The organism is Acidovorax sp. Leaf73 (assembly GCF_916855635.1).
GTDB classification, from domain to species: Bacteria; Pseudomonadota; Gammaproteobacteria; order Burkholderiales; family Burkholderiaceae_C; genus Acidovorax; species Acidovorax facilis.
Genome location: NZ_CAKASI010000001.1, coordinates 1,142,889 through 1,161,165, shown reverse-complemented (window position 1 = coordinate 1,161,165; position 18,277 = coordinate 1,142,889). Strand labels below are relative to the sequence as shown.

Here is an 18,277-nt window from a genome sequence, read left to right as displayed (position 1 = left end):
GTCAGCGGCTGGGGCTGCGCGCCGCAGCCGATGACTGCGTGGCAAACGTGATCTGCGTGAGGCCCACGCGGCGCGCTGCCTCCATCACCGAAACCACCGACTGGTGCGGCGCCATCGCATCGGCACTGATGATGACCACACTGCCCGTGCCCGCCGTGGCGGCGCTGCGCAAGGCCTGCGCGATCGCGTCCACGCTTTTGCCGTCCACGCCCGTCTTGTTGACGGCGTAGCGCCCGTCGGCGGCGACGGACACGATGACTTCCTTGGGGTGGTCGCGTTGCTGCTCAGCATCGGCCACGGGCAGCGTGAGCTGCAGCTCGGTGAACTTGCTGTAGGTGGTGGTCAGCATCAGAAAGATGAGGATCACCAGCAGCACGTCGATGAACGGGATCAGGTTGATCTCCGGCTCTTCCTTGGCGCGGGGACGGAAGTTCATTGGCGAAGCCTTTCAGGCTGAGGTTTTGCAGCCGGGCCGCCCCAAGGCAAAACGCGGCCCCCTTGGGGGGCAGGGAGCCACGCGCAGCGGGCGGACCGTGGGGGCGTCATTTCTTCCGCAAACGCAGGATGTGGCGCACAAATTGTTCCGAAGCCAACTCCAAGGTGAGCAGATAGGCATCCACCCGGGCGCGGAAGTAGCGCCAGAAGATCAGCGCCGGGATGGCCACGATGAGGCCAAAAGCCGTGTTGTAGAGCGCGATCGAGATGCCATGCGCCAGCTGGGCCGGGTTGCCGCCTCCCATGGCCTGGCCCACGCCACCGCTGCCGGCCTGCGAGCCAAAGATCTCGATCATGCCGATCACCGTGCCCAGCAGGCCCAGCAAGGGAGCGGCCGAGGCGATGGTGGCCAGTGCCGACAGGTATTTTTCCAGCCGGTGCGCCACAGCGCGCCCTGCGCCTTCCATGGCGGCACGCAGGTCGGTCTCGCTGCACTGGGGGTTGCTGTTGAGGGTGCGCAGGCCGCTGGCCAGCACCTCGCCCAGGGCGGAGTTTTGCGCCAACTGGTTCACCACGTCGGGGGTGGGCACGGCCTTGGACGAGACCGTAATGGCTTCATCGAGCAATTTCGGGGGGGCGACACGGGCCGTCTTGAGGGCCACGAAACGTTCAAAAATCAGCGCCATTCCCAGGACGGAACACGCAATCAGGGGCCAGATCGGCCAGCCTGCGGCTTGTATGATGGACAGCAAATCTCTCTCCGCGCAGATGAAAGCAATCGGCGATTATGGCCCAGCTTGCAGGGCCCACCTCGTCACAAACCGTTACGTTGCTGTGCGCGCCGTCGCCCCATCTGCTCACCCACAAAATCTGTGGATAACTTTGTGGGCAACCACTGTTCCAGGCCACGCAAAGTGGCGCCACGCCGTGCTTGCAACAGATTGATGAAAAATTGTGCAATGAAAAAGCTATATAAATCAATAACTTGTACGTGCTCTGGTGTTTTGCGGGCGGTTTTTAGTTATGTGGCTGTGGTAACCGCCGCTGGCCAGATTCTGTGGAGTACTTGCGCGGTGCGCGCGGCGCAAACGCCCGCCGTTTCTCATGTTTGAGCGCCCCAGCCCCGCAGCGGCGCCGCGCGTCTGGGAAGTTGGCGCGCTATGCCGCGCCATTGCTGATGCTTTGGAGGCGCGCTTCAATCCTGTCGCGGTGCGCGGCGAGATCACGGGCTTCTCGCGCGCATCCAGCGGACATTGCTACTTCTCGGTCAAAGACGCGAACGGCCAGTTGCGCTGCGCCATGTTCCGCCGCGCCGCCAGCCTGCTTGACTTTTCGCCGCGCGATGGCGAATTGGTGGAAGTGCGCGGGCGCCTTTCGGTGTACGAGGCGCGGGGCGATCTGCAGTTCATTGTGGAAAGCATGCAGCGGGCCGGGCAGGGCGCGTTGTTCGAGCAGTTCCTGCGCCTGAAGGCGCAGCTCGAAACGGAAGGCTTGTTCGACAGCGCCCGCAAGCGCCCGCTGCCTTTGCAGCCGCGTGGCATTGGCCTTGTCACGTCCACCGGGGCTGCGGCCCTTCACGACGTGGTCACGGCGCTGCGCCGTCGCGTGCCGCACATTCCGGTGGTGCTGGTGCCTGCGCAGGTGCAGGGCGCCGCAGCACCTGCTTCGTTGGTTGCGGCGCTATCAAAACTGTACATGCTTGCGCAAGCGGGACAAGCGCCAGGGGCTGATTTGACCAAAAATCCGCCCATTGAAGTGATCTTGCTGGTGCGCGGGGGCGGTTCCATCGAAGACCTCTGGGCCTTCAACGACGAACAACTGGCCCGGACCATCGTGCAAAGCCCGGTGCCGCTCATCAGCGGGGTGGGGCACGAGACCGACTTCACCATCGTCGACTTCTGCGCCGACCTGCGCGCCCCCACGCCCACCGCCGCCGCTGAGCTGGTGGCCCAGCCGCGCGATGTGTGGCTGGGGGCGCTCGGGCTGCTGGCTAGGCGCATCAGCGACGGCGTGCAGCGCCAGCTCGACACCCGGCACCAGCGGCTGGACCAGGCGGCGGCGCGGCTGGGCCGCCCGTCGGGCCTGGTGGCGCGTGAGCAGATGCAACTGGCACGCCTGGCCCAGCGCATGCGCCATGGAGTGCTATTAAAATTGCAGCGGCTTGCGCAATCCCAGAAAGCGCTGGAGGCCGATTTCCCTCAAAAAATGCAACGGCGCCTGGTGCAGCAGGCCGAGCGGCTCGACCGCGCGGCCTTGCGGCTGGAGCTGCTCGACCCGCGCCTGGTGCTGCAGCGCGGCTACGCGCTGCTCACCGATACCGAGGGCCGGGCCGTGACCAGCGTGCGCCAGGCCCAGCCTGGCGATGCCCTGCGCGCCACACTGGCCGATGGCGTGGTGGACGTGACGGTGGCCCAGCCGCGACTGCTGTAACGGGGTGATGTCGCGGCGCGGTAGACGGCGCGCCTCTGTAGGACAGCAGCGGTTTGTGGTGCTGCAGACCGGATCTGGGTGGCCTCACGCTGCACAGGTCACCTGATGTTCCTACAATGCCCCCTTCGCGCTGTGTCCGACTGCATTGCTCAGGAAAGAAAAGCGTTGCAGATGGCATCCCGGAATTTCAAACCACAAGGAAACACCACCATGGAACATACCCTTCCCCCGCTGCCCTACGCCATCGATGCCCTGGCTCCGCACTACAGCCAGGAAACCCTGGAGTACCACCATGGCAAGCACCACAACGCCTATGTGGTGAACCTGAACAACCTGCAAAAGGGCACCGAGTTCGAAGCCATGACGCTCGAAGAGATCGTCAAGAAGTCGAGCGGCGGCATCTACAACAATGCAGCGCAAATCTGGAACCACACCTTCTTCTGGAACTGCATGGCTCCCCAGGGCGGCGGTGAGCCTTCTGGTGCACTGGCTGCAGCCATCACCGCCAAGTGGGGCAGCTACGCAGCCTTCAAGGAAGCGTTCGTGAAGTCTGCCGTGGGCAACTTCGGTTCGGGCTGGACCTGGCTGGTGAAGAAGGCCGATGGCAGCGTGGACATCGTCAACACCGGCGCCGCCGGCACGCCGCTGACCACCGCCGACAAGGCGCTGCTCACCGTGGACGTCTGGGAACACGCGTACTACATCGACTACCGCAACATGCGTCCCAAGTTCGTTGAGACCTTCCTCGACAAGCTGGTGAACTGGAAGTTTGCCGAAGCCAACTTCGCCTGATGCGCGATCCGCGCCCCGCGAGTGACCTGTCCTGACGGACTGAGGTCTGCGGGCAACAAAAAACGGCCTTCGGGCCGTTTTTTGTTGGGGAATTTGAGGTCGTTTTGGAATCTAGCGCTTGCTGTATAAGCACTGGTAGCTGTATAAATGATAGTAAGTTGCACTCCCGGATCCTGGGAGTGCGATGTCGGCAAGACAGCGCTCGGGCAAGCGGCAGGGCCCAGGGCCAAGGCCTATGGGGCTGTGGCATCCCGATCTGCGCAAGTCGCTGGGTGGTCCTGCGTCACTTGCGGCTGAAAAGCGCTCCACCCAGCTTGGCGCCTGCCTTGATGTTTTTCTTGGCAAACCATCCCTGGTTCATCTCCAGCACGTAGCGCACCGGTTTTGCCGAACAGTGCGAATCCAGCGTCTGGGGCTTCATGTCGGCCAGGTTCACGATGGTGCCGTCGTCATCCACAAACGCTGCCGTGAGCGGCAGCAGCGTGTTCTTCATCCAGAAGCACTGCTGCGCGGGTTGTTCAAACACAAACAGCATGCCCTCGTGCTGGGGCATCTCCTTGCGATGCATCAGGCCGGTCTGGCGCTCCTGGGGCGTGGCGGCCACTTGGGCGTCAATGCGGTGCATGCCTGCGGTCAGTTCCACACGCTGCAAATTCAGCTGGGGGCCGTCCTGGGCCTGTGCCGTGGTGAACGGCAGTCCCGCAGCAGCGGTCAACAGCGCGGCGGCCACGGTGCGCCGTGTGGCAGCGGAAAAAGGCAAGGCAAGTGCAAAAGCGGTCATGGGCAAGGCTTTCTGGACAAGGGGGCAGCGTCCGCACAAGGGGCGCCGAACCGGCGGGCAAAAGAAGGGGAAAAGAACGGAAAAAGAACGGAAAAAGAACGGAAAAAGAACGGAAAAAGAAAACGCCCGCAGTAGCGGGCGATTTTGAAGCAATGTGCATGACCCCGCGAAGGGTGCTGCATGCCAGCGTCAGGCTGCCTTGTGGGTGGTCTTTTTCTTGGCGACCTTCTTGGTGGTTTTCTTTTTGGCCGTTTTGGTGGCCTTGGCCTTTGCCTTGGTTTTGGCGACGGGTGCCGGGGCAGCAGCTACAGGTGCAGCGGGTGCAGCCACGGGCGCTGGGGCTGCAGGGGCGGGGGCCGGAGCGGCTGCAGGCGCCTGTGCAAAAGCACTTGCACCCAACAGACCAGCCACCAGGACAGCGAGGAGTTTTTTCATATATGCCGTTTCCAGTGAAGGGGTTGAAAGAGAGGATCTGAAGCCGCGCAAACCTGCACGGCTTCGCCCGCAACGATAGCAGCGGCGCGCAGGCTGGCAGGGACTTTGCCCAAAAAATTGTCATTAGAATTGACTGGCTACCGAGCGCTTTGCCCCATCTGCTGAATCTGCTTCAGCTTCCACAGGAGACACCCCTTCCATGACCAGCTACCAGCACATCAAGGTGCCTGCCGAAGGCCAGAAAATCACGGTCAATGCCGACATGTCGCTGAATGTGCCGGACCAGCCCATCATTCCCTTCATTGAAGGCGATGGCACGGGGCTCGACATCACGCCGGTGATGATCAAGGTGGTGGACGCTGCGGTGGCCAAGGCCTATGGCGGCAAGAAGAAGATCCACTGGATGGAGGTGTATGCGGGCGAGAAATCCACCAAGGTCTACGGCCCTGATGTGTGGCTGCCCGAAGAAACCCTGCAGGTGTTGCGCGAGTACGTGGTGTCGATCAAGGGCCCGCTGACCACGCCCGTGGGTGGCGGCATCCGTTCGCTGAACGTGGCACTGCGCCAGGAACTGGATCTGTATGTCTGCCTGCGCCCCGTGCAGTATTTCAAGGGCGTGCCTTCGCCGCTGAAAGAGCCCGAAAAGACCAACATGGTGATCTTCCGCGAGAACTCGGAGGACATCTATGCCGGCATCGAGTTCGAAGCCGAGTCGGACAAGGCCAAGAAGCTCATCAAGTTTCTGCAGGACGAGATGGGCGTGAAGAAAATCCGCTTTCCCAACACCTCGGGCATCGGCGTCAAGCCCGTCTCCATCGAGGGCACCGAACGCCTGGTGCGCAAGGCCATCCAGTACGCCATCGACAACGACAAGCCCAGCGTGACCATCGTCCACAAGGGCAACATCATGAAGTACACCGAAGGTGGCTTCCGCGACTGGGCGTACGCCCTGGCGCAAAAAGAGTTCGGTGCCGAGCTGATCGATGGCGGCCCGTGGTGCAAGCTCAAGAACCCCAAGACGGGCAAGGACATCACCATCAAGGACAGCATTGCCGATGCCTTCCTGCAGCAGATCCTGCTGCGCCCGGCCGAGTATTCGGTGGTGGCCACGCTCAACCTCAATGGCGATTACATCTCCGATGCGCTCGCAGCCCAGGTGGGCGGGATCGGCATTGCGCCCGGCGCCAACATGTCTGACTCGGTGGCCTGTTTTGAAGCCACCCACGGCACGGCCCCCAAATATGCAGGCAAGGACTATGTGAACCCCGGCTCCGAAATCCTGTCGGCCGAGATGATGCTGCGCCACATGGGTTGGATCGAGGCCGCAAACCTGATCATCAGTTCGCTGGAGAAGTCGATAGCCTCTAAGAAGGTGACTTACGACTTTGCCCGCCTGATGGACGGAGCCACCCAGGTGAGCTGCTCGGGTTTTGGCCAGGTCATGATCGACCACATGTAAGCCAGCGCGGCTTTTGCGCCGTTTCGCAAGCCCCTGTTCCCTTGTTGGTGCAGGGGCTTTTTGTCGTCTGGCGGCTGCAGGGCTCCGCCCAGGGCCAAACTGCCCCGATGGTCGTCGGCGCGGAACTGGCTGTGGCATTTCAGAGTTGGCAATCGGGAGGCTTCCCGCCTAAGATGGGTCCAGCCATGGGCCCGCGCGGGCATGGCACGGGCTTGCATCCGCAGTCGCACACAAACACAACAACGGGATGCAGAGGGATGGGTCCCCACAGGGAGTTCTGCATGGCATCTGATTTTTCTGCCGCATATTGGGAGCAAAACCCCGATGCGCTGCTGGTGCTGTCGCCTGAAGGGGTGGTGCTCAACTGGAACCCGGCTGCCGAAGCGATCTTTGGCTATGCACCGGCAGAGGCTCAGGGCAGGCGCCTCATTGATCTCATTGTTCCCGAGAACCGGACCCACGAAGAAGACGAGATCCGGGCCGAGGCCCTGCGGGGCCTGAGCAGCACCGTGCACGAGTCGGTGCGTCGCCGCAAGGATGGATCGCTGGTGCATGTCAACGTTTCCACCAAGGCCGTGCGCGACGAAGCTGGCCAACTGCTGTACTTTCTGTCGAGCAAGAAGGATGTCACCCAGCTCAAGGTCCAGCGCGAGGCCAAGCTGCTGGAGGCGCGGTTCCGTGACCTGCTCGAATCCACACCCGACGCGATCGTGATGGTCAACGTGACAGGCCGCATCGTCCTGGTCAACTCCCAGGCCGAGCGCGTGTTTGGCTATGAAAGGACCGAATTGCTAGGGCAGGCTGTGGAGGTGCTGTTACCACACCGCTATCGGGGCGCGCACCTGGGGCACCGCAGCGGGTTCTTTGGGGCGCCGCGCACGCGCACCATGGGTGCGGGGCTGGAGCTGCATGGCCTGCGCAAGGATGGTGGCGAGTTTCCAGTGGAGATCAGCCTGAGCCCGATCGACACCGAAGAAGGCGCGATGGTGATGAGCGCGATCCGAGACATCACCGACCGCAAGCGGGCCGATCAGAAGTTCAAGGACCTGCTCGAAGCCGCGCCGGACGCGATGGTCATCGTTGACCGCGACGGCCGCATCGTGCTCGTCAACTCGCAGGCCGTGAAACTGTTTGGCTGGAGCCGCAGCGAACTCCTGGGTCAGAAGATCGAGCTGCTGGTGCCAGAACGCTTCAGCGGTCGGCACCCTGAGCACCGCCGGGGCTTTTTTGCCGAACCACGCTCCCGCTCCATGGGGGCTGGCCTTGATCTGTATGGTTTGCGCAAGGATGGTTCCGAGTTTCCAGTCGAGATCAGCCTGAGCCCGCTGGAGACGGAAGAAGGCCTGTTTGTCTCCAGCGCGATCCGCGATGTAACGGAGCGCAAGCGGATCGAGCGGGCCTTGCGCGACAAGAACCTGGAGCTTGAAAATGCCGCCTTGGTCAAAGACCGCTTCCTGGCCAGCATGTCCCACGAACTGCGAACCCCGCTGAACGCCATCATCGGTTTCACGGGCACCTTGCTCATGCAGCTGCCGGGGCCGCTCAACCCGGAGCAGGACAAGCAGTTGCGCATCGTGCAGACTGGGGCGCGGCACCTGCTTTCGCTCATCAACGACCTGCTCGATGTGGCCAAGCTCAGCGCCAACAAGGTGTCGCTCCACAAGGAGCTGCTTGACTGCCGCAGCATTGTTGCGGAGGTCGCTGCCACGCTGGAGCCCGAAGCCGTGCGCAAGGGCTTGCTGTTTAATGTGCATGCCCCCGCCCAGGCAGTTCAGTTGCACACCGACCGCCGGGCATTCAGCCAGATTCTGATCAATCTGGTGGGCAATGCCATCAAGTTTACGCCGCAGGGGCGTGTGGATGTGGTGCTGGAGGAGACCTCGTCGGCCCAAGGGCGCACTGTGCAGGTTCAGGTGCGCGACACCGGGCCTGGCATTCCGCTGCAGGAGCAGTCGCGGCTTTTCGAGGCCTTCTCCCGGGTCGAAAGCGCCGACCGGCGTCACCACGAAGGCACCGGCCTGGGCCTGCACCTGAGCCGCAAGCTTGCCGAAGCGCTGGGGGGCAGTGTGGGGCTGGAGAGCGCCGAAGGGCAGGGCAGCACGTTCATTGTGGAGTTTCAGGAGACCAGCCCATGAAAGCCACCATCCTGGTCATCGAAGACGATGATGCCAGCCGGCAACTCGTCACCTACCTGCTGGAAGCCGCGGGCCACCGTGTGCTGGCCGCCGAAAACGGCGCCCTTGGCCTGGGGCTGGCGCTGGCCGAGGGGCCCGACCTGATCTTGTGCGACCTGCAAATGCCGGTGATGAATGGCTATGAGGTGGCACAAAGCCTGCGCTCGCACCATGGGTGGCGTGTGGTGCCGCTGGTGGCTGTGACCGCTTTTTCGATGCCGGGTGACCGCGAAAAGGCCCTTGAGGTGGGTTTTGACGAGCACCTGTCCAAGCCCATCACGCCCGAAACCTTCGTGAGCCAGGTCGAGGCGTTTCTGGGTTCTTCATTCCACGCGCCGCCGGGCGCAGCCTGACGTTGGACCCCGGGTAGCATGGCCAAGATCCTTGTTGTCGATGACCTGCCGGCCAACCGTGCGCTGGTGGTCACGCTCATCGGGCACAGTGGCCACCAGGCCCTGGAGGCCGCAGACGGTGCCGAGGCCCTCGCCCTGGTGCGTGCCGAGCGTCCCGATCTGGTGATCTCCGACATCCTGATGCCGACCATGGACGGGTACGAGTTTGTGCGCCAGCTGCGCACAGACCACCAGCTCGCCGCAACCCAGGTGATCTTCTACAGCGCGCACTACCGCGAGCAAGAGGCCCGCAACCTGGCCCTGGCTTGTGGGGTGACGCAGGTGCTGGTGAAGCCCTGCGAGCCACAGGACATCACCTCGGCCATTGAGCAGGCCTTGTCGCAGGTGCCGCCGCAGCCCTTCCACCCGATGGAGCACAGTTTTCAGACCCGGCACCTGCGGCTCATGACGGACAAGCTCACGGGCAACGTCGCCGAGCTGGAAACCATGAACCGGCGCCTGGCGGCCCTGACCGACCTGAACCTGCAACTGGCCTCCGAGCGCGACCCGCAGGTGCTGCTGGCCAATGTATGCCGTGGCGCGCGCGAACTGTTGGGGGCGCAGTATGCGGTGCTGTGTGTGGTGCGCAAGCAAAGCGATGCCTCCATCGTGTGCACCAGCGGCATCGAGCCTGCGCTGAGCGGGCTGCTGGACCTGCCCGTGGTCTCGCACGGCCTTCTGGGGCAGTTGCGTGCTGCGCGCCGCTCTGAGCGGCTGGTCAATGAAAGCGGTGCGCCGAGCGACATCGGCCTGCCTGCAGGCTACCCGCCACTGCACTCCGGCTTGATTGCGCCCATCACTTCGCTCTCGTTCTCCTATGGCTGGATCTGCCTGGCCAACAAGCAGGGGGAAGAAGCGTTCACGGCCGACGATGAAAAAGTCCTGGCCGTCCTGGGCGCGCAGGTGGGTCGTATCTACGAAAACGGCAGCCTTTATATCGAGATCCAGAAGCATGCCGAGCAACTGCAGGTGGAAGTGTTCGAACGCCAGCGGGCCATGGACGCGCTGCGCGCCAGCAAAGCCAGCCTGCGAAGGGCGCAGGCACTGGCAAAAATCACCCATGTGATCAGCGGTGCTGATGGTGCTTTCGAGAGCTGGCTGGATACGCTGCCGGATATGCTGGGGCTGGGGGCCGATGCCATGCCCAAGTCCGCGCGCGAGTGGCTGGCGCTGGTACACCCGCAAGACCGCGACATGTTCCGCCAGCATGCGCTGCAGGCTGCACAGCAAGGCGCCCGCCTGGATTTCACCTACCGCCTGTTGCGCGCAGATGGCGAACTGCTGCATTTGCGCCAGGTGATGGAGCCCTTGGAGGATGAGGCTGGCCGGGGCGAGCAGGGCCGTTGGTTCAACACCATCCAGGATGTCACCCGGGAGAAACGCGCCGAGGAAGAGCTGCACGAAAGCGACCGCCGTTTCAATGACATGCTCGACAAGGTCGAGATGATCTCGCTGATGCTCGACTGCGAAGGGCGCATCACCTATTGCAACGACTACCTGCTGCGCCTGACAGGCTGGGAGCGTGAAGAGATCGCTGGCCGCAACTGGTTTGACATGTTTGTGCCCCCTGAGATGGGCAGTGTGCGCAGCGTGTTTGCCGATGTGCTGGCGGACCGGCCTTCGGCCTGGCACTACGACAACGAGATCCTCACCCGCTCGGGCGAGCGGCGCCTGGTGCACTGGAACAACACCGTGCTGCGCTCTGTGGGCGGACAGGTGACGGGCGTGGCAGCGCTCGGTGAAGACATTACCGAGCGCCGTGAGGCCGAGCGCAAGATCAAGCGCCTGAACCGCGTGTACGCGATGCTCAGCGGCATCAACACCCTGATCGTGCGGGTGCGCGACCGCGAGGAACTGTTCCGCGAGGCGTGCCGCATTGCGGTGGAGCACGGCCATTTCCGCATCGCCTGGATAGGCCGCGTGGACCGCGCGGCGCAGCAGGTGGTGCCGGTGGGGCTGTCGGGCGTAGAGGCCGATTTTGTGCACAACATCCGCGACCGACTGGGTTTGTTTGACGTTCCCACACCGGGTGAAAGCCTTGCCGCCGCGGTGGTGCGCACTCGCAAGGCCGTGCTGTGCGACGACATCAGCGGCGACCCACGCGTGATGCTGCGCGATCAACTGCGCCAACGGGGTGTGGCCAGCATTGCGGTACTGCCCATCCTGGTGGGCCAGGAGGTCGCCGCCACACTGGCCCTGCTGGCAGACGAGGTGGGCTTCTTCGACGAGGCCGAGATGAAGCTGCTGACAGAGTTGTCCGGCGACATCGGTTTTGCCCTGGACCACCTCGACAAGGAAGACCGGCTGAGCTACCTGGCCTATTACGACGAAATCACCGGGCTGCCCAACCGCACCCTTTTTCTGGAGCGTACGGGCCAGCACCTGCGCCCGCGTGAGGGCACACGGCCTCTGATGGGTATTGCGCTGATGGATATCAGCCGCTTTCGCTTTGTCAATGACACGCTGGGGCGGCAGATGGGCGACGAACTCCTCAAGCAGGTCGCGCAGCGGCTGCAGCACGCCAGCCGCGATGTGTACGACGTGGCACGCATTGGCATCAACAGCTTCGGCATCGCCGTGACCGACGCACGCGATGCGGGCGCGGTGGCCATGGCGGTGGATTACCTCCTGCGCGCCTGTTTTGATACACCTTTTGCGCTGGGCGGCACCGAGCTGCGCATGGCCGCCAAGGCTGGCGTGGCCTTGTACCCCATGGATGGCGCTGATGCCGAAACGCTGCTGCGCAATGCGGAGGCCGCCGTCAACAAGGCCAAGGCATCGGCAGACAGCCTGCTGTTCTACATGTCGGAGATGAATACCCGCGTGGCCGAGGCCCTGGGCATGGAAGGCCGCCTGCGCGATGCCCTGGAGCGCGGGCAGTTTGTTCTGCACTACCAGCCCAAGCGGTGCCTGTCCACTGGCGCCCTGGCAGGCGCAGAGGCCCTGATCCGCTGGAACGACCCTGAGCGTGGCTTGGTGCCGCCGGGGCTTTTCATCCCCATCCTGGAGGAAACCGGCCTTATCTACGACGTGGGGCGCTGGGCGCTTGGGCAGGCACTGGCAGACAACCAGCGCTGGCGGCAGGCCGGCCATGCGCCGCTGCGGGTGGCGGTCAACGTGTCGTTTCTGCAGCTGCGCCACCGCAGCTTTGTGGCCGAGGTGCGCGAGGCGCTGGCGTTTGACCCGGCCGCAGGGGCCGGGCTGGAGCTGGAGATCACCGAGAGCATGGTCATGGAGGATGTGGAGCACAGCCGTAGCAGCCTGCACGCCCTGCGCGAGATGGGCATCACGATTGCCATTGATGACTTCGGCACCGGGTTCTCATCACTGAGCTACCTGGCGACGCTGCCCGCTGACACCCTCAAGATCGACCGCTCTTTCATCATGGGGATGGACACCGGACCGCAAGGGCAGGCGCTGGTCTCCGCCATCATCAACATGGGGCACTCGCTGGGGCTCAAGGTGGTTGCCGAAGGCGTAGAAACGGACGAACAATGCGGCCGGCTCGCGCTGCTGGGCTGTGACGAAATCCAGGGCTACCTGCTCAGCAGGCCGGTGGCCGCCGAGGTGTTTGAAGCCCGCTTCCTAGCTTCCTAGTCCACTGAGTCCGAGAAATTGGCGGTGCGCCGGGGCTGCGCCGGGTGATGCACTGGCGAGGCGCTACGCCCAATGCAGAGCAATCGCAGCAGAGGATTTGCTATTGTGTTGATAGCTGTTAGCGCTTGATAGATAAGCGCTAGAGCCAATTTTCATTGAGATTTCAAGTGGCGGCCGCTGCCGCCAGCTGCGCAAAACGCGCCAGCAGGCTGGCCGATTCTGGCGTGGCCTGCACACCTTGCTCCAGCGCTGCCACATCCATGCCCGCGCGTTGCAGAGCAGGCGCAAAACACGCTACGTAGTCGCGCATCACCGCATCGCTGAACTCGGGGTGAAACTGCACGCCCCAGGCACAGGGGCCGACGCGGAACGCGTGGTGCGGCTCATGGGCGTTGGCGGCCAGCGCCACGGCACCAGGGGGCAGGCGCCGCACCGTTTGCTCGTGCACCACCTGGGCGCCAAAGCGGGCTGGCAGGTGGCCCAGCAGGGCGTCGCCCTCGGCACCGGCCAGGCGCTGCACGGCCACGGTGCCTATCTCCAGCCCGGCGGGGTGGCGCGCCACCTCGCCGCCCAGCGCGTGGGCCAGCAGCTGATGGCCGTAGCAGATGCCCAGCACGGGCACCCGGGCCGCCACCACGCTGGCCAGCCATGCGGCGGTGCGCTCGCTCCAGGGTTCGCGGTCGGTCACCATGGCGGGGGAGCCGGTCACCACCACGCCCGCTATCTGGCCGGGCTCTGGCCATGCGGTGGCGGTGCGGGCGTCCAGTGTCTGCAGCGCCAGCTGCGTGCTGGCGGGGGCTTGGTTCAGGCCGCCCGCAATCCAGTCTTCAAAGTCGCCATGCCGGGCCCGTTGGGCGGGCAGGGTGTCGCCGGTCTTGATGATCCAGAGGATGCGGGAGGGTGTCGCTGTCATGCGGCGAGCATAGCGGCGGCGGGCTCCTTGCCCGCGCTCGCGAAGTCCAGCGTGCGGGTGCCCACGGCGGCGGCCAGGTGGGGGTCGTGGGTCACCAGCATCAGCGCGGCACCGGTGTCCTGCACCGCCTGCAGCAGCACCTGGATGGCCTCCTGCTGCGTAATGGGGTCCAGGCGCGAGGTGGGCTCGTCGGCAAACAGCAGCGCTGGTTGCGCCACCAGCACCCGCGCCAGCGCAATGCGCTGCAGCTCGCCGCCCGACACTTGGTCGGGCCTGCGCGCCAGCAGGTCCTCGGGCACGCGCAGCTGCGCCAGGCGCTGCTGCACCGCCTTCCAGTCGCAGCGGTGCAGCCGCGCAGCGTCGCGCAGCGACTGGGCAAGGCTGACGTGCGGCGCAAACGAGCCCACCGGGTCCTGGTACAGCTTTTGGAACGCATGCGGGCGCAGCCGGGCGCTGCGCTCCACGCGGCCCGTGTCGGGTGCCACCAGGCCCAGCAGCACATTGCCCAGCGTGCTTTTGCCAGTGCCGCTGGGGCCCTGCACGGCGATGCGTTCGCCGCCGCGCAGTTCCAGGTCCAGCGGCGCAAACAGCTTCTGCGCACCATAGGCTTTGGATATGCCATGCGCCTGTACGACGGGCTCACCCAGCGTGGGCTCGGCAAACGGCAGCCAGCGGGCCGGGTCGGCCAGCAGCAACTGGCGGGTAAAGGCGTGCTGCGGCGCGGCGGCCACGGTGTGGATGTCGCCTTGCTCCACCGCCTGCCCGTGGCGCAGCACGATCACCTGGCCGCCCAGCGCCTGCGCCACCTGCATGTCGTGGGTGATGGTGAGCAGGCAGCCGCCTGCCTTTAGCACGCCCTGGAACAACTCCACCATGCGGCCGCGCCAATGCGCGTCCAAGCCCTTGGTGGGCTCGTCCACCATCAGCACCGGGGCGCCACCGGCCAGGGTGATGGCGGCCACGGCGCGCTGGGCCATGCCGCCCGACAGTTGCCAGGGGTAGTGGTTGCCTGCGCCGCCCAGGCCCGCAGCGCCCAGCACCTGTTCGGCCTTGGCGCTGGCGGCGCTGGGGGGCTGCTGGTGCAGCAGGCGGTACACCTCGGCCAGCTGCGGTGCCACGCGGGCCAGCGGGTTGAGTGCCAGCGAGGGCTCCTGCGGCAGCAGCGCCAGCTTGCGGCCCCACAGGACGCGGCGTGCGGCGGCGTCCTGGGCGCGGGTGGTGGTGCCATCCAGCGTGATCTGGCCCGTGGCCTGCAGCGCAGGCGGCAGGTTGCCCATGATGGCCTGGGCCAGCAGCGACTTGCCCGCGCCGCTTTCGCCCACCAGCGTGAGCGCCTCGCCCGGCCGCAGGCTGAAGCCGATGTCGCGCAGCAGCCGCTTGCCGCCCACCTGGATGCCCAGCCCCTCCACAACCAGCAGGGCGTCGGATTTCAAAGGCGTGGTCATGCGGTCTCCCGGTCGGGGTTGAGCAGCATCATCGCGGCCACCAGCCACACCAGCAGCGCGGTGGGGGCGGCAATGAGCCACGGGGCTTCTTCGTAGTAAGGCATGGCCTCGGTCATCATCAGGCCCAGCTCGGGCGTGGGCGGCTGCATGCCCACACCCACAAAACCCAGCGCGGCCAGCGCCAGCACGGCCTGCGACGTGGTGAAGGCCAGCAGCGTGCCCAGCGTGGGTGCCAGCGCGGGCAGCAGGTGGCGGCGCAGCACATAGCCGCGCCCAAACCCCAGCAGGCGCGATGCCTGCACCGCGTCGCCCGCCAGCACGGGCCGGGCCACAGCACGGCTCACGCGGAAGTATTCGACCCACAGCGCAGCCGACAGGCCCGCATACAGCGCCCACAGCGCGCCGGGTGCCAGGGCCGCAATCAGCAGCACCAGCAGCAAGCCAGGAATGGCCAGCACCGAGTCCGACAGCATGAGCAGCGCCCGCTCGGTGCGCCCACCGCGCCACGCGGCGACGATGCCCAGCAGCGTGCCGGGCACGGCGGCGCTCACGGCCGCCAGCAGCGCCATGCCCAGCGACAGCTGCGCGGCGTGCGCCAGCCGCGCCAGCGCCGAGCGGCCCAGCACATCGGTGCCCAACCAGTGCTGGGCGCTGGGGGGCGCCAGGGTGTTGCGCAGGTCTTGCACCACCGGGCTGGCGCCCACCAGCCAGGGGCCGAACAGTGCAAACAGCGCCAGCAGGCCGAGCAGGACCAAGCCCAGCATGATGCGCAGCGGCCAGCGGGGCTGGGCTACTACGGCGCCTGTGGGCGATGAAAGAGTGGAAGGCACGGCACTCATGCAGCCACCTTCTGGGTATGCCGGGGGTCCAGCGCCAGGCACGCCGCATCCACCAGCAGGTTGAAGACCACAAACAGCACGCCCATGCACAGGGCCGTGCCTTGCACCACAGGGATGTCGCGCCCGAACACGGCGTGCACCAGCGCGTGGCCGATGCCGGGCCAGGCAAACAGCGTCTCCACCACCAGCGCGCCCTCCACCAAAAACAGCGCCTGCACGCCCAGGTAGGCCGTCACCGGCACGGCGGCATTGCGCAGGCCGTGGCGCACCAGTGCCTGCCAGTCGCTCAGGCCCTTGGTGCGCGCAAATTCAAAGAAGGGCGACACCACCACCTCCAGCATTGCAGCGCGGGTCACACGCGCCAGCCCGGCGGCCAGACCCAGCCCCAGCGTGAGCGCGGGCAGCACCAGGCTGGCCTGGCTCTCGTCACCGCCCGCAGGCAAAACGCCCCACTGCACCGCCACCAGCAGGATGAGCAGCACCGACAGCAAAAACGGCGGCAGCGCGCGCAGCACCACGGCCATCAGCCAGCTGGCCTTGTCCACCCAGCCCTGGGGCCGCAGCCCGGCCCACACGCCCAGTGGCACGCCCACGGCAAAAGCAATGGCCAGTGCGGCGGCAGACAGGCGCAGCGTGGCGCCCAGGTGGTGCGTCACCTCGTGCCACACCGATCGCTGCGACACCAGCGACTGCCCCAGGTTGAAGGTGGCCATGTCGCGCCACCAGTGCAGCAGCGCCAGCCAGCCGGGGCGGTCCAGCCCCAGCTCCGCGCGCACCGCGTCGGCGGCAGCGTTGCTCACCAGGTCATAGCCATGGCGGCCCGCCGCCACGCGCATGGCCAGGTCGCCCGGCAGGGCGCGCACCATCAAAAAGCACAGCGTGCCGATCAGCAGCGACACGGCCAGCACCTGCACCAGCCTGCGGCCGAGCAGGGCGGCCCAGGGTTTTGACATCAAGGGGTTCATGGGTTGGTCCACTCCATGCCGGTCAGGCGGTAAGAACGCTCCAGCGGGTCCAGCGTGACGCCCGCCAGCCGGGGCGCCACGGCCACATGCTGGCGGTACCACGCCACGGGGATCACGGGCAGCTCGGTTTGCAGGGTGTGTGTGATGATTTGCCGCAGCGCGCGCGTGCGCTCGGGCGGCGTCTGGGTGCGCGTCAGCTCGTGCAGGGCCTGCACCACGGTGTCGCTGTGCCAGCCCATGGCGCCCCAGTCGCCGCCCTGCGCCGCAAAGTCGCCCGCTAGCGTGCCTGTGGGGTCGGGCACATTGGCGTAGTTGCGTGCCGCCAGGGCCAGTTGCAGGCTGCCGTCGCGGTGGCCCCGGGGCACGTCGCCCGAGTTGCCGATGCTCACCTTCACGGCCATGCCCGCCAGGCGCCACTGCTCCTGCAAGGCGGTGGCAATCAGCGGCAGCTCGGGCCGGTCCACAAAGGTGCGGATCACCAGGTGCAGCGGCTGGCCTTCGGCATTGCGCAGGCCGTCGCTGTGGCGCTCCCAGCCTGCGGCGCGCAGCAGGCGCGCGGCGGCTTCGGGGTCGTGCTGCAGCGGGGGCAGGTGCGGGTTGTGCCACGCGCCCAGCGTGGGGGGCAGCAGCTGCGTGGCGGCCAGCGCCTCGTCGCCCATCAGCGCCAGGGCAATGCCCGCACGGTCGATGGCCAGGCTCAGCGCCTGGCGCACGCGCACATCGCGCAGCGCGGGCAGGCCTGCATTGAGCTTGACGATTACGGTGCGCGGCAGCGTGACCGAGGCAATGCGCACTGCGGTGCGGCGCGCCAGAGCAGGGTTTTGGGCATGGCGCTGCAGCCGCCGCAGGCTGGCCGGGTCCAGCCCATAGGCCAGATCGGCCTGGCCGCTCTCGGCCATCAGCGCGCGGGTTTCGGCACGGCTGGCGGCCAGGTAGCGCACGGCGGCAATCGCGGGGCGCGGGCCGTCATAGGCGTCAAACACCACCGTTTCGACCTGCTGCGGCGGCACCAGCACCGCAATGCGGTAGGGGCCGCTGCCGATGATGCTGCGCACCTTGCCGTCTGCCCCATAGCTGGCCGGGGCCAGCACCATGGTGCTGGAATGCGCCAGCAGCGCGGGCAGGGCAGTGTGGGGGCGTTGCAGGCGGATGAGCACCGTGCCTTCGTCAGGCGCGGTGATGGACTCGATGGGCGCCTGGCTCAGCAGCGCTGGCGCCACCTGCGCCGCCTGCAGGCTGCGCACCACGGCGGCGGCTGTTACGGGCGTGCCATCATGAAAACGCGCCCCGGGCCGCAGCTCAAACTGCCACACCAGCCCATCCGCCGACCGGCGCCAGAGCCGCGCCAGCGCGGGCCGTGGCTGGCCGTCGTCTGCGGCGTCCAGCAGGGTTTCGGTGACCTGCAGGCGCGTGAACACATAGCCACTGCTGGCGGGCGCCAGGCCGCTGATCTCCCACGGGCCGACGATTTGCAGCGGTGCGGGGGTGGAGGCGGGTGGTGTGCCCTGCGCCCAAGTGGCGGGCAGGGCACCTGCCGCCAGCGCGGCCACGGGGGCCTGCAGGGCGCGGCGCCGGGTCAGGGGTTTGGGGGCGGCTGAAAGTGTTGTCATGCAGGTCACC

Annotated in this window: 15 protein-coding genes; 6 read left to right on the top strand and 9 right to left on the bottom strand. The window is 66.0% G+C overall.

The annotated features are described in order from the left end of the window. Position 1: 1 nt before the first annotated feature. Entirely contained in the window at positions 2 to 436 is a 435-nt protein-coding gene (locus LPA35_RS05380; RefSeq protein WP_121420285.1) for a biopolymer transporter ExbD, read from the bottom strand. Between the two features lie 106 nt (positions 437 to 542). Further along, positions 543 to 1,187: a MotA/TolQ/ExbB proton channel family protein gene (locus LPA35_RS05375; protein WP_055396044.1), complete on the bottom strand. Its 645-nt coding sequence runs from the start codon at positions 1,185 to 1,187 to the stop codon at positions 543 to 545. Positions 1,188 to 1,539: 352 nt separating this feature from the next. On the opposite strand from LPA35_RS05375, the gene xseA reads away from it, so the two are divergent. Beyond that, entirely contained in the window at positions 1,540 to 2,865 is a 1,326-nt protein-coding gene (gene xseA / locus LPA35_RS05370) for an exodeoxyribonuclease VII large subunit (RefSeq protein WP_228895577.1), read from the top strand. 210 nt (positions 2,866 to 3,075) lie between these two features. Further along, positions 3,076 to 3,657 (top strand): superoxide dismutase, encoded by a 582-nt coding sequence (locus LPA35_RS05365; RefSeq protein WP_121506237.1) that lies wholly within the window; start codon positions 3,076 to 3,078, stop codon positions 3,655 to 3,657. A 283-nt stretch (positions 3,658 to 3,940) separates the two neighbouring features. Here the strand turns inward: LPA35_RS05365 and LPA35_RS05360 are convergent, their stop codons facing one another. Together LPA35_RS05360 and LPA35_RS05355 are read right to left on the bottom strand one after the other, a co-directional pair. Further along, entirely contained in the window at positions 3,941 to 4,438 is a 498-nt protein-coding gene (locus tag LPA35_RS05360; RefSeq protein WP_055396050.1) for a DUF192 domain-containing protein, read from the bottom strand. A 189-nt stretch (positions 4,439 to 4,627) separates the two neighbouring features. Beyond that, the gene (locus LPA35_RS05355; protein ID WP_228895575.1) at positions 4,628 to 4,873 is read right to left on the bottom strand and encodes a hypothetical protein; all 246 of its coding nucleotides are present in this window, start codon (positions 4,871 to 4,873) and stop codon (positions 4,628 to 4,630) included. Positions 4,874 to 5,072: 199 nt separating this feature from the next. On the opposite strand from LPA35_RS05355, the gene icd reads away from it, so the two are divergent. From icd to LPA35_RS05335, 4 genes are all read left to right on the top strand, one after another. Beyond that, entirely contained in the window at positions 5,073 to 6,332 is a 1,260-nt protein-coding gene (icd, locus tag LPA35_RS05350) for an NADP-dependent isocitrate dehydrogenase (protein ID WP_055396054.1), read from the top strand. Between the two features lie 281 nt (positions 6,333 to 6,613). Then, positions 6,614 to 8,467, top strand: coding sequence for a PAS domain S-box protein (locus tag LPA35_RS05345; protein WP_228895573.1), 1,854 nt, complete (start codon positions 6,614 to 6,616; stop codon positions 8,465 to 8,467). Continuing rightward, on the top strand, positions 8,464 to 8,859 hold the full coding sequence (locus LPA35_RS05340) for a response regulator (RefSeq protein WP_055396057.1): 396 nt from the start codon (positions 8,464 to 8,466) through the stop codon (positions 8,857 to 8,859). The genes LPA35_RS05345 and LPA35_RS05340 overlap by 4 nt, the downstream gene beginning before the upstream one ends. An 18-nt stretch (positions 8,860 to 8,877) precedes the next feature. Next, on the top strand, positions 8,878 to 12,495 hold the full coding sequence (locus LPA35_RS05335) for an EAL domain-containing protein (protein ID WP_228895571.1): 3,618 nt from the start codon (positions 8,878 to 8,880) through the stop codon (positions 12,493 to 12,495). Positions 12,496 to 12,658: 163 nt separating this feature from the next. On the opposite strand, the gene LPA35_RS05330 is transcribed toward LPA35_RS05335, so the two are convergent. Genes LPA35_RS05330 through LPA35_RS05310 form a run of 5 tightly spaced genes read right to left on the bottom strand, consistent with a single transcriptional unit; the run spans position 12,659 to position 18,267 of the window. Beyond that, the gene (locus LPA35_RS05330; protein WP_228895569.1) at positions 12,659 to 13,408 is read right to left on the bottom strand and encodes a glutamine amidotransferase; all 750 of its coding nucleotides are present in this window, start codon (positions 13,406 to 13,408) and stop codon (positions 12,659 to 12,661) included. Next, positions 13,405 to 14,853 (bottom strand): ABC transporter ATP-binding protein, encoded by a 1,449-nt coding sequence (locus tag LPA35_RS05325; protein ID WP_228895567.1) that lies wholly within the window; start codon positions 14,851 to 14,853, stop codon positions 13,405 to 13,407. Before LPA35_RS05325 ends, LPA35_RS05330 begins: the two co-directional genes overlap by 4 nt. Continuing rightward, positions 14,850 to 15,692, bottom strand: coding sequence for an ABC transporter permease (locus tag LPA35_RS05320; protein ID WP_228895565.1), 843 nt, complete (start codon positions 15,690 to 15,692; stop codon positions 14,850 to 14,852). The genes LPA35_RS05325 and LPA35_RS05320 overlap by 4 nt, the downstream gene beginning before the upstream one ends. Further along, complete coding sequence (locus LPA35_RS05315) at positions 15,689 to 16,657, bottom strand: ABC transporter permease (RefSeq protein WP_228895563.1); 969 nt, start codon at positions 16,655 to 16,657, stop codon at positions 15,689 to 15,691. Before LPA35_RS05315 ends, LPA35_RS05320 begins: the two co-directional genes overlap by 4 nt. Next, on the bottom strand, positions 16,654 to 18,267 hold the full coding sequence (locus LPA35_RS05310; protein WP_228895561.1) for an ABC transporter substrate-binding protein: 1,614 nt from the start codon (positions 18,265 to 18,267) through the stop codon (positions 16,654 to 16,656). Before LPA35_RS05310 ends, LPA35_RS05315 begins: the two co-directional genes overlap by 4 nt. Between the last annotated feature and the right edge of the window lie 10 nt (positions 18,268 to 18,277).

Excerpts from the sequence above, each read along its gene's own strand:
- LPA35_RS05380 (WP_121420285.1), bottom strand. The coding sequence starts at position 436 with ATGAACTTCCGTCCCCGCGCCAAGGAAGAGCCGGAGATCAACCTGATC.
- xseA (WP_228895577.1), top strand. The coding sequence starts at position 1,540 with ATGTTTGAGCGCCCCAGCCCCGCAGCGGCGCCGCGCGTCTGGGAAGTT.
- LPA35_RS05365 (WP_121506237.1), top strand. The coding sequence starts at position 3,076 with ATGGAACATACCCTTCCCCCGCTGCCCTACGCCATCGATGCCCTGGCT.
- LPA35_RS05360 (WP_055396050.1), bottom strand. The coding sequence starts at position 4,438 with ATGACCGCTTTTGCACTTGCCTTGCCTTTTTCCGCTGCCACACGGCGC.
- LPA35_RS05355 (WP_228895575.1), bottom strand. The coding sequence starts at position 4,873 with ATGAAAAAACTCCTCGCTGTCCTGGTGGCTGGTCTGTTGGGTGCAAGT.
- icd (WP_055396054.1), top strand. The coding sequence starts at position 5,073 with ATGACCAGCTACCAGCACATCAAGGTGCCTGCCGAAGGCCAGAAAATC.
- LPA35_RS05345 (WP_228895573.1), top strand. The coding sequence starts at position 6,614 with ATGGCATCTGATTTTTCTGCCGCATATTGGGAGCAAAACCCCGATGCG.
- LPA35_RS05340 (WP_055396057.1), top strand. The coding sequence starts at position 8,464 with ATGAAAGCCACCATCCTGGTCATCGAAGACGATGATGCCAGCCGGCAA.
- LPA35_RS05335 (WP_228895571.1), top strand. The coding sequence starts at position 8,878 with ATGGCCAAGATCCTTGTTGTCGATGACCTGCCGGCCAACCGTGCGCTG.
- LPA35_RS05330 (WP_228895569.1), bottom strand. The coding sequence starts at position 13,408 with ATGACAGCGACACCCTCCCGCATCCTCTGGATCATCAAGACCGGCGAC.
- LPA35_RS05325 (WP_228895567.1), bottom strand. The coding sequence starts at position 14,853 with ATGACCACGCCTTTGAAATCCGACGCCCTGCTGGTTGTGGAGGGGCTG.
- LPA35_RS05320 (WP_228895565.1), bottom strand. The coding sequence starts at position 15,692 with ATGAGTGCCGTGCCTTCCACTCTTTCATCGCCCACAGGCGCCGTAGTA.
- LPA35_RS05315 (WP_228895563.1), bottom strand. The coding sequence starts at position 16,657 with ATGAACCCCTTGATGTCAAAACCCTGGGCCGCCCTGCTCGGCCGCAGG.
- LPA35_RS05310 (WP_228895561.1), bottom strand. The coding sequence starts at position 18,267 with ATGACAACACTTTCAGCCGCCCCCAAACCCCTGACCCGGCGCCGCGCC.